Genomic DNA, 13,963 nt, shown 5'->3' on the forward strand with positions numbered 1-13,963 from the left:
ACCGTACGGACGAGCGCGCGGCTGGACGGGCGCGCTCCGGAGGGGCTGGCGGCGCTGCTGCGCGAGACGTTGCGCGAGGAACCCGTCGCCTGACGGTTACCCCGGCCCAGCGCGGGTACGCGTAGGCATGACCTCCGAAAGCCTGGTAGTGATCGGAAGCGGCGCGGCCGGGGTGTCGGCCGCCCGTGCGTACCGCGAGGCCGGTGGGCGCGGCGACGTCCGGCTGCTCACCGCCGACACGGATCCGCCCTACGAGCGGCCGCCGTTGTCCAAGGACTTCCTGCGCGGCGAGACCGACGACATCGGCATGGAGCGCGAGGAGTTCTTCACCGGGCAGGACATCGCCGTGTCCCTGAATGATCCGGTCGTCGAACTCGGCGACCACCGCGTGCGCACCGCCGCCGGCCTGGAGCACGCCTTCACCCGCTGCGTGATCGCGACCGGTGCCGAACCCGCCCGGCCCACCATCCCCGGCGCGGACCACGTCGACGTGCTGGTGCTGCGGTCGGCGAAGTCGTCGCGCGAGCTGAGGAAGGTCGCGGCGGACGCTCGCAGCGCCATCGTCGTCGGGGCCGGGTTCATCGGCTGCGAAGCGGCGGTCTCGCTCGCGCGGCTCGGGGTGCAGGTGACCGTCGTCTGCCCGGAGGACGTCCCGCAGCAGTCCCGCCTCGGCCGTGACGCCGGGATCCGGATCCTGCGGTGGCTCAAGGCCGAAGGCGTCAGCGTGCTGCGCGGCACGACGATCGAGTCGATCGAGGCCGGCCACCGGATCCGCTCCGATCTGGTGCCGGTGCTGGACGCCGGGCTCGTGCTGCTCGCCACCGGCATCCGGCCCCGGGTGCAGCTCGCCGAGAAGGCCGGGCTCAAGATCGAGCAGGGGCGGATCCGTACCGACGACCAGCTGCGTACCAGCGCGAATGACGTCTTCGCGGCCGGTGACGTCGCCCTCGCGGACAACGCCGCCGCGGGCCGCGCGCTGGCCGTCGAGCACTGGGGCGAGGGTCTTGCGATGGGCGCGATCGCCGGGCGCAACGCCGCGGGCGAATCCGAGACCTGGGCCGACGTCCCGGGCTTCTGGTCCGAGATCGGCGACCGGGTGCTGAAGTACGCCGCCTGGGGTGACGGCTTCGACCAGGCCCGCCTGGTCGAGCACGACGGCGGCGGCTTCACGGTCTGGTACGAACGCGACGGCGCGGCGGTCGGCGTCCTCACCCACGAGGCCGACGACGACTACGAACGCGGCGAGGACCTGATCCGGAAGGGCGAGCCGGTTCCCGCGAAGGGTTAACACGGTGGTCCGCGGGCACGGGGAACGGCCAGGCAGGCCCGGGCGCCGCGCGGGCACGAAGATCACCACGTCGTGGGCGAGGAACCCCCGGTGCGCGAGCCGGTCACGGCCCGGTGACCAGCGGCTCCGCCCGCTGCCGGATCTCCTCGAACAGTGCACCGACGTGCTCGCGGACCCGCGGGCCGCCGTCGCGGCCGGTCCAGTAGCGGCGGACCGCGCCCACCAGGCGGTAGCAGACGTCGATGGGGACCAGGAAGCAGTCCGTGCCGCACTCGGCTTCGTGGAACAGGATCGCCTCGACCTCCGGCTCGGCCGCCGCGAGCAGCGGGTGGCCGTCGGACAGTTCGGTCCAGAGGTCGAGCGTCAGCAGGCTTTCGGTGGGTCCCGCCGGCCCCGGGTGGAACGCCGCGACGCCCGCACCGCGGCGCAGGAAGAACGCGAAGCTCGCCGGGATGCCCAGCCCGGCCCAGTCGATGCCGGTGACCGGGCGGTCCGGGTCCCACAGGTAGCGCTCGGGCACCGCGCGGTAGCGGGGGTCGCCGCAGCGGCTTTCGGTGAAGAGCAGGAAACACGCGCGGCACGCGCACAGCAGGCCGCGGCGGCCGGTGTCGACGACGTGGCCGTGCCGCGACGCGACCGGCGTCCCGCACAGCTCGCACTTCTCCAGCCACGCCGAACGCCGCTCCGGCACCGGCCGGGGCCGGTCCCCGCGGTGCGGGAAACCGGTGCGGGAGCTCATGAAGCCCGCCCCTCGGTGGCGGCCCCCCAGCCGGGCGGCGGGCCCATGCCGATCTGGAAGAGCTTCGCGGGCTCGGTGATCTCGACGCCGGTCAGCTCCGGGGCAGCGTCGAGGAGCGCCGTTTCGAGCAGCGCGTCGGACGTCGAAGAGCCGCAGCCACGGCTGCCCGCGCGCCGCAGCCGGGCCACGCCGCCGTCGACGCCCAGGAACTCGGCGTCGCTGCCCAGCCGCTCCAGCGCCCGGCGGATCCGGACGTCCGCGCCGTGCGGGTGCAGGTCGTGCAGGACCAGGAGCCCCGACAGCAGGCCGTCTTCGGCGAGCGCGTCGACCAGGGCCGGGTCCCGCGCGCGCAGCACGCCGACGACCCGGGCGAGGCCTTCGCCGTAGAGGTCCATCAGCTGCCGCACGAGCTCCTCGGCCGGCTCGCGGCCGGGCCCGGCGAGTAGCACACCCAGCAGTTCCTCGACGCGGTCGCCGACGGCGCGAACGGTGGTCATCGCCGTCACCAGCGGGTGGCCCGCGACAGCGTGGCCTGCGGTTCGTCGGCACCCGCCTTGGTGCGGATCTCCCGCAGGATGCGGATCGCCGAGCCCGACACCGTGCTCGCCGCGGCCGGGGCGCCGGCGCCCGCCGGGTCCTCCATGAAGGGCATGAACTTGTCGGGGAAGCCGGGCATGGTGCAGCCGATGCAGATGCCGCCGACGTTCGGGCAGCCGCCGATGCCGTTGATCCAGCCGCGCTTGGGCACGTTGCACTTGACGACCTGACCCCAGCAACCCAGCTTGACCAGGCACTTCGGCGAGCCGTGCTGCTCGGCGAACTCGTCCTGCTCGTAGTACCCGGCCCGGTCGCAACCCTCGTGGACGGTGTTCTGGAACAGCCACTTGGGGCGCAGGGCCTCGTCGACGTCGATCACCGGCGCCCGGCCGGACGCCTGGAAGAGCAGGTGCAGAATGGTCTCCGAGAGGTTGTCGGGCTGGGCGGGGCAGCCGGGGACGCACACGATCGGCAGGCCGGCCTTGGACCGCCAGTCCCAGCCGAGGTAGTCGGGCACGCCCATCGCGCCGGTCGGGTTGCCCGCCATCGCGTGGATGCCGCCGTAGGCCGCGCAGGTGCCGACGGCCATGATCGCCATCGCCTTGGGGGCCAGCCGGTCGAGCCACTCGCTGGCCGTCACGGGCTGGCCGGTGACCGGGTCGTTGCCGAACCCGGACCAGAAACCCTCGGTCTTGTTCGACTCGTCGGCTATCGAACCTTCGATCACCAGGATGAACGGGTCGAGTTCCCCCCGATCGGCTTTGTGCCACCACTCGATGAAACTGTCACGGCCCTGTTCTGGACCGCACTGGAAATCGAGGAACGGCCAGTGCATTTCGATCTTCGGCAACCCGGGAAGACCGCCGAGAACGATCTCTTCGATGCTCGGCTGGCTCGCCGCGGTCAACGCGACGGATTCGCCGTCGCAGCTCAGGCCGCCATTCATCCACAGGATATGAACGGTCGGTGGCTCATTGACCGGTTCGGCCGAAGGGCCGTTGCCGTTCTGCGTGGCCCTGTCCATCGATGCGCACCTCTGCAGGCTCGGGGATCTTCAGGCTCGGGTTCTTCAGGAATCCCGCCCCGGGACGGCCCGACGGACGCCCACCGTAGACCTGTCCGGCATTCGCGGCAAGAGTGTCCCCCGCACGGACGAAACCGTCCCTGCTCCGTTCCGGGGTCGGGGAAAATCCGTGCGGCGGCTACACTCGGAAGCCACCGGAAGGGGCACTTCGAGTGGTTGAGTCGGCTGGTCGGTCGCGCGGGAGATCGATCGAGGTGGTATCGGTCGAGGTCAGCACGAAAGTCTTTCCGGCCCGGCCGTCCGCGGTTCCGGAAATCCGCGAATTCCTCCGCGGCTGCCTCGCGGACTCACCCCTGCCCGAATCCGAAGATCGGGAACTCGGGAACACGATCCTCAGCACGCTGCTGGCGGCGGCCGGACCGGCGGGAATGATCGAAATCTCGTGCCGGAAATACCCCGGACGGGTCGAGTTCGACGTACTGCCCTCGGCGACCGCGCACCTCGACCCGGCGACGCCGGAACCCGATCCGGAGGAACCCGACCCCGCCGAAAGCTTCGCCGAATGGATGACGGAGGCCCTGCGCCGGACCGGCACCACCCGGGAAGCCGCGGCGCAGCGGCTGGGCGTGTCGGTGAAGACGGTGAACCGCTGGATCGGCGGCCAGACCGAGCCGCGGCTGCGTGAGCTGCGCCGGATCCAGGACCAGTTCGGCGACGTGCCCCTGCGTTGAGGCGGCTGAGGGGGTGGACACTTGTGTCCGCGTCAGTTCTCGCTGGCCCACGACCCCGGCGTCGCCAGCTCGATCGTGCACCCCGAGGAGTCGGAGCTGATGTCGAGCCACTCGCAGATCTGGTCGGTCAGCCACAGGCCGGTGTCGGAGCAGCGCAGGTCCGGCGGCCGTGACCCGAAGAACGGCGGCAGGTCGAGCGGCTCGTCGCTGTGCAGGGTGCACACCACGCGCCCGGCGGCCGGCCGGACCCACACGGCCGCGCGGCCGATGCCGTGCTCGATCAGGTAGGTGATGGCCTCGCCGACGGCGATGCCGAACATGGCCACGGCGTTTTCGGGTTGCAGCAGCGGGCCGGCCTTCTCGAGCACGTACCGCCGCACGGCGACCAGGTCGCCCTCGAAGCGGAAGATGTCCGCCGCCTCCCCGGGCGGTGGCGGTGACAGGGGAACACCGCCGGCCCGCTCGGGCACGGTGAACTCCGCCGACGGCTCGATCCGGCCGCCGACGAGCAGCTCCGGGTGCGCGCGGCAGGCGTCTTCGATCGCGCCGGCCTCGAACTTCCTGGTGTCGTACGGGCAGAGCAGCCAGATCCCGGTGCCGGCGAGGGACACGTTGAACCCGGCTTCGGTGCGCGGCCAGTCGGCCGCGCCGACGCGGGCCGGTTCGGCGAGCACGCGCACCGTGCCGCCCGGCGCCGACGACCGGTAGCGCGTCCAGTACCGGTGCAGGGCGGCGGCCAGCTGGGGCGGACGGCGTTCGAAGCAGGCCGGCTCCACCTGGATGATCCTGCCGGCGTCGGCGCCCAGCACGTCGTCGAGCAGCTCCTGGTTGGCCTCGGTCGTGCTGACCAGCACCGGTTCTCCGCGCCGCAGCCCGTCCCGCGCGAACGGCACGGCCATCGCGAGGAACTCCGCATCGCTGCCGTAGACGCAGCTCTGGTGCCGAAAGTCCGTTTCGGCGGGGATGGGCGTCGGGGTCGCCATACGCGTTTAACCTCCGGGACCGGTCTTCGAAGTCGACCGCAAGATGGTGTCGTTCCCCAGAACTCGAACGGGAACGTGGGGAGAGTACCCGGGCCCACCCCTTTCCGGTAACGCCGCTCGAATGCATTCCACCTTTCGGACCAGCAGCCGGGCGTGCTTTTGGAACGCCTGGGTACCGTGCCATTTATGTCTCCCACCATGATCACCATAGCCGCAGGTCAGCGGCATGGTGATCGCCCGGTGCCGAGCGTCGCGACCATTTATGTCCGAAGGCCGTGAAGGCGCGAACACAACTGTCCGGGCCGCCCCGGGGAAAGTGGGGGCGACGGCATAACCAAGTGCCGCCGTTGTTCGCAAAACACGAATTTCCGGTATTCGGCGGGAAGGCCCGGCGGCGCCGAGCTGGTGCGCCTACGGGGCGAGGTGCGCCCGCGCGTGGCTCTCCTCCAGGGAAAGGCCGCGCTGCCGGCCGTCGACGATCGTCCGGAACCGGGGGCACGTCAGCGGCTCGCCGGACGGGCACCGCTGCCCGTGTTCGAGGGCGGTGCGAGCCACCTCGATGCGGTGCTGCCGCTCGGCGAGCTCGGCCAGCTTCCGCTCGATCAGCTCCCGGCGGCCGTCGCCCTCGCCCTCGCCCGAAAGGAAGCTCGCGATCTCGGCCAGCGTGAAGCCGATCTCGCGGAAGAAGACGATCACCCCGACGTCCTCGACCGCCGACTCGGCGTACCGGCGGCGGCCGCCGTCCCGGGCCGACGGCCGGACCAGGCCGAGTTCGTCGTAGTACCGCAGCGTGGTCGCCGGCACGCCGGTGCGTGCGGCCAGCTCGCCGATCGGCAGAGTGCGCTCGGACATTGACTTCGAGCCTACTCGAAGTGGTTCTCTCGGCCCATGGACATCAAGGAAAGGGTGCTGGGCCACGGCTTGCGCTGGTGGGCCCGGCACGGCGGGATCGCGCAGTTCCACCGGCCGACCGGTGCGGCGGGGCACGTCGCGGGCTGGATCATGGGACGGCGCTCGTCGAACGTGGCGCGCAACCGTTGGGCGGCAACGCTTCTCGACGTCCAGCCGGCCGAGCGCGTCCTCGAGCTGGGCTGCGGTCCGGGCGTGGCCGTCGCCGCGCTCGCCGGCCGGGCGACCCGCGGGCTGGTGGTCGGGGTCGACCATTCGCCGGTCATGATCCGCCAGGCCGGCCGCCGCAACCGGGCCGCGGTGAAGGCCGGGCGGGTGCGCCTGGTCCCTGCGCCGGTCGAAAGCCTGTCCCTCACGGGCGAGCCGTTCGACGCCGTGCTCGCGGTCAACACGATCGGCATGTGGCCCGCACCGGCCGCCCGCCTGCGCGCACTCGCCCGGCTGCTGCGCCCCGGCGGCCGCATCGCGCTGGTGTCCCAGCCCCGCTGTCCCGGCGCGACGTCGGTGGCGGCCGCCGAGGAGCTGGCGGCGCTCCTGACCGGCGCCGGGTTCACCGGCCTCCGGACCGAGACCCTCGACCTGGACCCGCCGGTGGTGTGCGTCCTCGGGTCCGTGCCGCCGGACGTGACCGCCCGCGTGTAGCAGCGGAAAGCTCCATCGTCAACACATCGGGCGGTAACTGGCGTGTTTCCCTGGTGTCATTGGCGCCGAGCCAGTATCGGGCCCAGGACGTTGTCGGGAGCCCGGTGCACGGGCCACCGTGGAGATCGACTCCGGAACCCGAGCAAGGCGGTGACCCGTGCGTTTCGATCTCCTCGGCCCCCTCGACGTCGTGCACGACGGACGTCCGGTCGTGCTGCGCGGGGCGACCCAGCGAGCCGTGCTGGCCTACCTGCTGCTGCACCACAACGAGGTCGTCGCCACGAGCGCGCTGCTGTCGGCGCTCTGGCCGGACGAGATCCCGGCGACCGCGCGGAAGATGGTGCAGAACGCCGTTTCCGGGCTGCGCACCACCCTCGCCACCGGGGGCGGGCAGGCGATGCTGCTGACCCACGCGCCGGGCTACCTGCTGCGCCTCGACAGCGACCAGGTCGACGTCGCCCGGTTCCGGCGGCTCGCCGCCGACGGGCGGGCCGCCCAGGCCGACGGCGACCCGGACCGGGCCGTCACCGCCTACCGGGAGGCCCTCGCCCTGTGGCGGGGCCGGGTGCTCGCCGACCTCGCCGAGACCGGGGTGGGGTGGCCCGAGCTGGTCGCGCTCGAGGACCAGCGGCTGGCCGTCCACGAGGACCTCTTCGGCCTGGAGCTGGACCGCGGGCGGCACCACGAGGTGCTGCCCGACCTGCGCGGGCTGGCCGAGGCCCACCCGAACCGGGAACGGCTCAACGCCCAGCTGATGACCGCGCTCTACCGCTGCGGCCGGCACGTCGACGCGCTCGAGGTCTACCGCGCGACGCGGGCCAGCCTCGCCGAGGGCCTCGGCCTGGAGCCGGGCAAGGAACTGCGTGAGCTGGAACGCGCGATCCTCCAGCACGACGAAACCCTGCTGACGCGGCGGCCGGACCCGGTGCCCGAGCCCGAACCGGAGCCCGCGCCCGAGGTCGCGCCCGAGGTCGCGCCGCCGCTGCCGTTCACCCCGGCGCCGGTGACCGCTGTTCCCCGGGCGGAAACCGTGGAGAGCGAACGGAAGCCGGTCGTCGCGGTCGGCGTCGCCGTCACTTTGGACGACGATCCCGAGGACGCCGCCGAGGTCCAGGCGCGGCTGCGGGCCGTCGCCGAAGAGGAAGCGGGCACCTGCCTGCCCGGCGGCCCCGTGCAGCTGGTCGTGTTCGGACTGCCGCGCACCGGTGACGACGACGCCGTCCAGGCGGTCCGGACGGCGCTGCGGATCCGCGACCGGCTGGCCGCGGAGGGGATCACCACGCAGATCGGCGTCGACAGCGGGGACGTCCTCGTCGAGCACGCCGCCGAGCCGGCCGGGCCGGTGCTGGACCGCTGCGTGCGGTCGGCGCTGTGCGCGCCGGAGGGCCGGGTGCGGGTGTCGGACGCCGTGCGCGAAGCCGCCGAACCGGTGGTGGTGCACGAGGCGGCCGAGGACTCCCCCAGCTGGTGGCACGCCGTTTCGGTGCGCCCGCGCGCGGTGGCCGAGCCCGCCGACCCGGGCAGTTTCGCCGGCCGCGACCACGACCTGGACCTGCTGGGTCACTTCCTCGGGTTCGTCGAGCGCAGCGGCCGTCCGCACCGGGTGACGGTGCTCGGTGAGCCGGGCATCGGCAAGACGCGGCTGCTCGCCGAGTTCGCGGAGGTGCTGGCCAAGCGCACGGAGATCCGGGTGCTGGAGGCCGGTTCCGACGTCGTCGAGGCGTTCGCGTCCGCCCCCGGGCTGCTCCCCCGCACCGCCGCGCGGCTGCGCGGCGACGGGGGCCTGCGGTCCGCGGCCGCCGAGCTGACCGCGCACGGCCCGCTGGTCGTGCTGGCCGACGACCTGCACCGCGCCGGCCCGGACGAGCGGGCCACGATCGGCGGGCTCGACGACGTCTGCGCCGGGCTGCCGGTGCTGGTCGTCGCGGCCGCACGGGCCGAGCTGCCGGACGGCTGGGCCGCGGGCGGCACGACGCTGACCCTCGCCCCGCTGGCCGACGACGCCGTCGGAGCGCTGCTCGACACGCTGCTCCCCGGCACCACCCGCCTGGCCCGCGGCCGGCGCGAGCTGGTCGCCCGGATCGGCGGCAACCCGCGGTTCGCCCACGCGTACGCCGAGGGCGTCCACGGCCGCACGACGCCGTTCCCGGCCCTGGGCCAGGCGACGACCCAGCACCCCACGCCCCCGCTGGTCCGCCGGACCCTCGCCGCCCAGCTGGACAGCCTGCCGGCGGCCGAGAAGTCGGCTCTGAAGGCGGCAAGCCTGACGGGCGACACGTTCACGGCCGAGGAGGTAGCGGTGGTCTGCGACCTGTCGCTCCCGGAGGTCGAGGCGGCCCTCTCACGGCTGGCGCGGCTCGAGGTGCTGGACCGGGAGGACGACGCCTTCACGTTCCGCCGGGCTTCGCTGCGGGAGCTGGCCTACCAGCGCATCCCCCGCGCGACCCGCACGGCATTGCTGCGCCGCCCGGCCGCCCGCCCCACCCGCGTCGAAGCCCTCGCCTGACGCGTGTCCCCCGGCTAGGTCGTGAGTGTTTAGGGCGGTTCTAACCCTCCTAAACACTCACGACCAGCCGCGGCAGACCCCTCAGCTCGCCGGGCGCTGCACCTTCCGGCGCGCGTCGTTGCGCAAGCTGGCCTACCGACCGGCGTCGAAGGCCTCGCCTGACGCGTGTTCCCCGGCGCGCAGACGGAAGCCCCGGTCACCGAGGTGACCGGGGCTTCGCGGGGGGATCAGCTGGCCGGGCGTTGAATCACGTCCGAGGTGTACTTCACCGACGATGCCTCGTGCCGGGAGGTGAACGGGCACTTCCAGTTCTCCTCCGTCATGCGGCCGGCGAAGTGGCGGGAGGGCATCTGGTACTCGTACGTCGTGAAGCTCGGGTTGACCGAGCCGTTGTTGGTCGTCTCGCGCTTGCGGATCGCGTCCTGCATCGAGAAGAACTTGTCGCCCAGCAGCATGAACTGCATCAGCGAGTTGAACGCGATCGCCGGCCGGACGAAACGGCGGCTCGCGCGGGACGCGCCCGGGTGCATGCCCACCACGAAGAACGAGTGGCCGGCCACGTGGAAGCCGAAGTTGGGCTCGGCCGGGTCGGACGTCGCGCCTTCGTCGAGGCCGTACGTGCGGCTGTCGATGTCGTGGATCAGCTGGAGGTGACGCCACAGCAGGCGTTCGTGCTCCTCCTCGTCCAGGATCCCGCCCGGCTCCTCGAACGTCGAGACGAACGTGCGGAAGCTCTTGTCCGACAACGTGGGCCGGATGCCGCGGGCGTACGCCAGGATGTCGCGGTAGTGGGCGCGCGCCGACGCCGGGTCGCCCAGCGCCGGGTAGTGCCCGTGGACGATCGAGCCCTTCTTGAGCGCCGCGCGGGCGCCCAGGCAGCTGAACTCCTTGGTCTGGATGAACTCTTCGAGTTCCGTCCGGGGATCACTCATGACACTCCGCCTTTCCGGTGCGCGCGGGCCGGGCGCGGCAGCCAGTCGAAGGCGCGCACGGTCACCGGGCGCGCCGGGACGGCCAGCGCGGCCGCGTGACCGCTGCCGGCGTCCAGTTCCGTCATCGTCCACTCGGGACAGTCCTCAAAGGAGACCACGCCGCCCGTGAGGGTGAACGACGGCCCGGGCAAGCCGGCCAGCCCGCGGCCGTCGACCTTGAGGTAGGCCTCCTTGCACGTCCAGTACCGGAAGAACGTCACCGGCTCGCGCACGGCGGCGGCCTCTTCGGGACGCAGGGTCCGCGCGGCCAGGCCGTCGTGGTCGACCTCGCGGACCTCCTCGACGTCCACGCCGACCCGGACGCCGGACGTGACGGCGATCAGCGCCAGCCCGCCGGAGCGCGACAGGCTGAACTCGATCCCGGACGCCCCCGCGAGCACCGGGCGGTCGCCGTCGCGGGTGAAGCGCAAAGCCTCCGACGTGTACCCGGCCAGGACGTCGCGCAGGGCGACGTGCGAGGCCAGGAACCGCGCCCGCTCCTCGTCCACCGTGATCCGCGCCGCGCGGCGCAGCTCCTCGTCGGACAGCTCGCCGAGCAGGCCGTAGACGTCGGCGGAGCCCGGGGCGAGCACGCGGGACAGCGGGATCCGCCACACGTGCGCGTCCAGCAGCGGGCGAAGACGTTCACCCAGTGCGCCCGAGGGTTGCCGCCAGGGAAGCGACCACTGGGTCATCGCGCCAGCCTCCGGTGGATCACGCGCAGCAGCTCCGGCACGCGCTGTTCGAGGTAGAAGTGCCCACCCGGGTAGGTGAACAGGGTCGCGTCGGTGCCCAGCTCGAGCCACGCGGCCAGCTCGTCCTCGTCGGCCCGCGGGTCGCGGTCGCCGCCGAACACCGTCAGCGGCACCGGCAGCGGCTCCCCCGGCACGTGCCGGTAGGTCTCGTTGACGGCCAGGTCCGCCCGCATCAGCGGGAGGAACATCGCCAGGATCGACGGCTCCCGCCGGAGCACGTCCGGCAGGCCGCCCAGCGCGTGCAGCTCGGCCGCGAGCTGCTGGTCGGGCAGGGCCCGCAGCGGCGGCCGGGTGTCGGGCAGCTGCGGCGCGGCCCGCCCGGAGACGAACAGGTGCCGGGGCGGGGTCGCGCCGCGCTCGACCAGCCGCCGGGTGAGCAGGTACGCCGTCAGGGCGCCCACGCTGTGGCCGAAGAACGCATAGTCCCCGGTCAGCGCGTCACCCAGGCCGTCGAGCGCCGCGTCGACCAGCGTTTCGACGTCGTCGTAGGGCGTCTCGCGGCCGCGTTCGGCCCGGCCCGGCAGCTGCACCGGCAGCACGGCGAGGCCGGCCCCGGCCGCCGCGGCCCAGTCGCGGTAGACCACCGCACTGGCCCCGGCGTGCGGGAAGCAGAACAGCCGGGTCGCGGTGCCGTCCGGGACACCGCCGGGCAGCCAGGGCCGCGCCGTGGCCGGGGCGGTCACCGCAGCTCCACCGTGAGGTAGGACGGCGGCGGCTGGATCGTGCTCAGGTCCGATTCGAACACCAGCCGGGAGCCGTCGCGCGAGATCTCGGTGAACCCGGCGAAGGCGTACGTCACGTACATGACGCGGTTGCGCCCGGTCTCGACGAAGTCCGCACGCAGCTTCGCGCCGTCCTCCTTGGCCAGGCCCATGATGTGGTTGAGCAGCACGGTGCCCACCCCGCGCGACATCACGCGGCAGGACATCAGCATCATCCGCAGGTGCCAGGCTTCGGTCCCGCGCTCGGCTAGGGCCAGGCCGATCTTGCCGTAGCCGCCGTACTTGTCCGAAAGGGACGCGACGAGCAGCACGTGGTCCGGCGACTGCCGCAGCTCGTCCAGCTCGTCGTAGGAGTACGTCCGGCCGGTCGAGTTGAGCTGGTTCGTGCGGACCGTCAGCTCCTCGGCGCGCTGCAGGTCCTCGCGCTGGGCGCGGGCGATCGTGAACTTCATGTCCAAAGTGGACAGGAACTCTTCGCTGGTGCCCTCGTGGTCCTGCTCGACCTGGTCACGGACGGCCGCCGCGCGGTACAGGTCACGCCGCACCCGGGACTCGTCGGTGACGAACTTGGGCCGGAACTCCTCCGACGCCAGCTCCGAGGCCAGCTCGGCGACGTCGACGGTCTTGACGGCCGGCAGCGCGTGCGCGACCTCGGCCAGCTCGAACGGCTGGTCGTCGACGAACGCGATCGCGTCGAGCCCGATGTTGAGCGCCTTCGCGATCCGTTCCACGGAACCGGACTTGGGGTTCCAGGTGATCTGCGGGTACAGGAAGTACTCGTCGAGCCCGGCCGCCTTCAGCCGCGCCATCGCGGCGTCGTGGTCGTTGCGGCTGGCCACCGAGTGCAGCACGCCCAGCTCGTCGAGCCGCTTGATCTCCGCGACGACCTCGGGCCGCACGGTGACCTCGCCGTCCTCCAGCAGGGTGCCGTCCCACACCGTGTTGTCCAGGTCCCAGACCACGCACTTGATCCGGCCCCGCTTCGGTTTCACCATGGCAGTTGTTTCCAAGCCGGTCATTTCGCCACCTCCCGGTACGCCTCGTCCGCGATGGTCAGCTCCTGGATCTGGGTGCTGCCCTCGATGATCTCCATGACTTTCGCGTCGCGGTACAGCCGCGCGACCGGGTAGTCCGGGCCGCAGCCGTTCGCGCCGTGGATCTGGACCGCGTCCGCGCCGGCCTTGGCCGCGGCGGTGGACGCGAAGTACTTGGCCACCCAGGTCGCCATGATCGTCGCCGGGTCGCCCGCGTCCTTGAGGCGGCCCGCCTTCTCGCACAGCAGCCGCGCGGCGTCGCGCGCGGTGACCATCTCGCTGATCTTGGCGCGGATCTGCGGCAGGTCCCGCAGCAGCCCGCCGCCGGCCGAGCGGGCCGACGTGTAGGCCGCCGACGCCGCCAGCGCACCCCGGATGATCCCGACGGACCCGCACGCGACGCTGTAGCGCCCGAGGTCCAGGGCTCCGGTCATCACCGTGCCCGCGGCCCAGCCGGGCGGCCCGACCAGCGCGTCCGGTTCGAGCCGGACGTCGTCGAACTCGATCGTGGCCAGCATGCTGGCGCTGGTGCCGAGCATGTTCCGCACCGGCGTCACGCGGACGCCGGGGTGGTCGGCCGGCACCAGGAACGCGCTCATCCCGGTGGCCGTGCCGGCGAACACCAGCAGCAGCCCGGCGAGCTGGCCGCCGGTGATCCACGTCTTGCGGCCGCGCAACGTCCAGCTGCCGTTCTCCGCCACCGCGACGGTCCCGGCCGCGGTCGAGTCACTGCCGCTGAAGTCCGGCTCGGTCAGGCAGAACGCTCCCAGCGTCGCGCCTTCGGCCAGCGCGGGCAGCCAACGCTCGCGCTGCTCGTCGTCACCCCAGCGCTGCACCGTCGCGGTCACCATCGTGTGCACGGTCAGCAGGCTGCGCAGCGACGAGCAGCCACGCCCGACCTCCTCGTGCACCCGGCCGAGGGTGACCATGTCCATGCCGGCGCCGCCCGCCTCGGGCGGGAGGAACGGGGCCCACAGTCCCAGCTCCCCCACCCGCGCCAGCACGTCGCCAGGGATGCGCTCGTCCCGGTCCCACGCGTCCGCGTGCGGAACGACCTCTTCGTCGACGAAGCGCCCGACCACCACGAGCTCGGGGGCTTCGGTCCGTGTCCTCGCCCTCATC

14 protein-coding genes are annotated in these 13,963 nt (G+C 72.7%); 4 read left to right on the plus strand and 10 right to left on the minus strand.

Annotation, left to right across the window (positions count from 1 at the left end; translation table 11 throughout):
• Window positions 1–127 precede the first annotated feature (127 nt).
• Entirely contained in the window at window positions 128–1,288 is a 1,161-nt protein-coding gene (locus VA596_RS47525) for an NAD(P)/FAD-dependent oxidoreductase (protein ID WP_323337101.1), read from the plus strand.
• Window positions 1,289–1,391: 103 nt separating this feature from the next.
• On the opposite strand, the gene VA596_RS47530 is transcribed toward VA596_RS47525, so the two are convergent.
• The 3 genes from VA596_RS47530 to VA596_RS47540 are packed head-to-tail and all read right to left on the minus strand — an operon-like array spanning window position 1,392 to window position 3,588.
• The gene (locus VA596_RS47530; protein ID WP_323337103.1) at window positions 1,392–2,027 is read right to left on the minus strand and encodes a DUF5947 family protein; all 636 of its coding nucleotides are present in this window, start codon (window positions 2,025–2,027) and stop codon (window positions 1,392–1,394) included.
• On the minus strand, window positions 2,024–2,524 hold the full coding sequence (locus VA596_RS47535) for a NifU family protein (RefSeq protein ID WP_323337104.1): 501 nt from the start codon (window positions 2,522–2,524) through the stop codon (window positions 2,024–2,026). Before VA596_RS47535 ends, VA596_RS47530 begins: the two co-directional genes overlap by 4 nt.
• Window positions 2,525–2,529: 5 nt before the next feature.
• Window positions 2,530–3,588, minus strand: coding sequence for an NADH-quinone oxidoreductase subunit B family protein (locus tag VA596_RS47540; protein ID WP_323337106.1), 1,059 nt, complete (start codon window positions 3,586–3,588; stop codon window positions 2,530–2,532).
• A 254-nt stretch (window positions 3,589–3,842) separates the two neighbouring features.
• On the opposite strand from VA596_RS47540, the gene VA596_RS47545 reads away from it, so the two are divergent.
• Entirely contained in the window at window positions 3,843–4,319 is a 477-nt protein-coding gene (locus VA596_RS47545) for a helix-turn-helix transcriptional regulator (protein ID WP_323337108.1), read from the plus strand.
• A gap of 32 nt (window positions 4,320–4,351) precedes the next feature.
• Here VA596_RS47545 and VA596_RS47550 read toward each other — a convergent pair whose 3' ends face one another.
• Together VA596_RS47550 and VA596_RS47555 are read right to left on the minus strand one after the other, a co-directional pair.
• Window positions 4,352–5,302, minus strand: coding sequence for an MEDS domain-containing protein (locus VA596_RS47550; protein WP_323337110.1), 951 nt, complete (start codon window positions 5,300–5,302; stop codon window positions 4,352–4,354).
• A 411-nt stretch (window positions 5,303–5,713) separates the two neighbouring features.
• Window positions 5,714–6,154 (minus strand): MerR family transcriptional regulator, encoded by a 441-nt coding sequence (locus tag VA596_RS47555; protein ID WP_323337111.1) that lies wholly within the window; start codon window positions 6,152–6,154, stop codon window positions 5,714–5,716.
• Between the two features lie 36 nt (window positions 6,155–6,190).
• Between VA596_RS47555 and VA596_RS47560 the strand changes: the two genes are divergently transcribed.
• Window positions 6,191–6,853, plus strand: coding sequence for a class I SAM-dependent methyltransferase (locus VA596_RS47560; protein WP_323337113.1), 663 nt, complete (start codon window positions 6,191–6,193; stop codon window positions 6,851–6,853).
• Between the two features lie 157 nt (window positions 6,854–7,010).
• Complete coding sequence (locus VA596_RS47565) at window positions 7,011–9,359, plus strand: BTAD domain-containing putative transcriptional regulator (protein ID WP_323337115.1); 2,349 nt, start codon at window positions 7,011–7,013, stop codon at window positions 9,357–9,359.
• Window positions 9,360–9,586: 227 nt separating this feature from the next.
• Here the strand turns inward: VA596_RS47565 and gntA are convergent, their stop codons facing one another.
• From gntA to VA596_RS47590, 5 genes are read right to left on the minus strand one after another with little or no spacing between them, the layout of a single operon-like run.
• Window positions 9,587–10,291 carry a guanitoxin biosynthesis heme-dependent pre-guanitoxin N-hydroxylase GntA gene (gene gntA, locus VA596_RS47570; protein ID WP_323337118.1) on the minus strand — a complete coding sequence of 235 codons (705 nt, stop codon included), beginning with the start codon at window positions 10,289–10,291 and terminating at the stop codon, window positions 9,587–9,589.
• Window positions 10,288–11,025: a 4'-phosphopantetheinyl transferase family protein gene (locus VA596_RS47575; protein ID WP_323337120.1), complete on the minus strand. Its 738-nt coding sequence runs from the start codon at window positions 11,023–11,025 to the stop codon at window positions 10,288–10,290. The genes gntA and VA596_RS47575 overlap by 4 nt, the downstream gene beginning before the upstream one ends.
• Window positions 11,022–11,768, minus strand: a complete 747-nt coding sequence (locus VA596_RS47580) for a thioesterase II family protein (protein ID WP_323337122.1) — start codon at window positions 11,766–11,768, stop codon at window positions 11,022–11,024. The genes VA596_RS47575 and VA596_RS47580 overlap by 4 nt, the downstream gene beginning before the upstream one ends.
• A complete protein-coding gene (locus VA596_RS47585) occupies window positions 11,765–12,826 on the minus strand; it encodes an HAD-IIIC family phosphatase (protein ID WP_323337124.1) in 1,062 nt (353 codons plus the stop codon). The genes VA596_RS47580 and VA596_RS47585 overlap by 4 nt, the downstream gene beginning before the upstream one ends.
• Window positions 12,823–13,962: an acyl-CoA dehydrogenase family protein gene (locus tag VA596_RS47590; RefSeq protein ID WP_323337126.1), complete on the minus strand. Its 1,140-nt coding sequence runs from the start codon at window positions 13,960–13,962 to the stop codon at window positions 12,823–12,825. The genes VA596_RS47585 and VA596_RS47590 overlap by 4 nt, the downstream gene beginning before the upstream one ends.
• Window position 13,963 lies beyond the last annotated feature (1 nt).

This window comes from Amycolatopsis heterodermiae, from assembly GCF_034929455.1.
GTDB lineage: Bacteria > Actinomycetota > Actinomycetes > Mycobacteriales > Pseudonocardiaceae > Amycolatopsis > Amycolatopsis heterodermiae.

What these genes read in the sequence shown, in the direction of transcription:
- VA596_RS47525 (WP_323337101.1), top strand. Translation starts at nt 128, where the DNA reads ATGACCTCCGAAAGCCTGGTAGTGATCGGAAGCGGCGCGGCCGGGGTG.
- VA596_RS47530 (WP_323337103.1), bottom strand. Translation starts at nt 2,027, where the DNA reads ATGAGCTCCCGCACCGGTTTCCCGCACCGCGGGGACCGGCCCCGGCCG.
- VA596_RS47535 (WP_323337104.1), bottom strand. Translation starts at nt 2,524, where the DNA reads ATGACCACCGTTCGCGCCGTCGGCGACCGCGTCGAGGAACTGCTGGGT.
- VA596_RS47540 (WP_323337106.1), bottom strand. Translation starts at nt 3,588, where the DNA reads ATGGACAGGGCCACGCAGAACGGCAACGGCCCTTCGGCCGAACCGGTC.
- VA596_RS47550 (WP_323337110.1), bottom strand. Translation starts at nt 5,302, where the DNA reads ATGGCGACCCCGACGCCCATCCCCGCCGAAACGGACTTTCGGCACCAG.
- VA596_RS47555 (WP_323337111.1), bottom strand. Translation starts at nt 6,154, where the DNA reads ATGTCCGAGCGCACTCTGCCGATCGGCGAGCTGGCCGCACGCACCGGC.
- VA596_RS47560 (WP_323337113.1), top strand. Translation starts at nt 6,191, where the DNA reads ATGGACATCAAGGAAAGGGTGCTGGGCCACGGCTTGCGCTGGTGGGCC.
- gntA (WP_323337118.1), bottom strand. Translation starts at nt 10,291, where the DNA reads ATGAGTGATCCCCGGACGGAACTCGAAGAGTTCATCCAGACCAAGGAG.
- VA596_RS47575 (WP_323337120.1), bottom strand. Translation starts at nt 11,025, where the DNA reads ATGACCCAGTGGTCGCTTCCCTGGCGGCAACCCTCGGGCGCACTGGGT.
- VA596_RS47585 (WP_323337124.1), bottom strand. Translation starts at nt 12,826, where the DNA reads ATGACCGGCTTGGAAACAACTGCCATGGTGAAACCGAAGCGGGGCCGG.
- VA596_RS47590 (WP_323337126.1), bottom strand. Translation starts at nt 13,962, where the DNA reads ATGAGGGCGAGGACACGGACCGAAGCCCCCGAGCTCGTGGTGGTCGGG.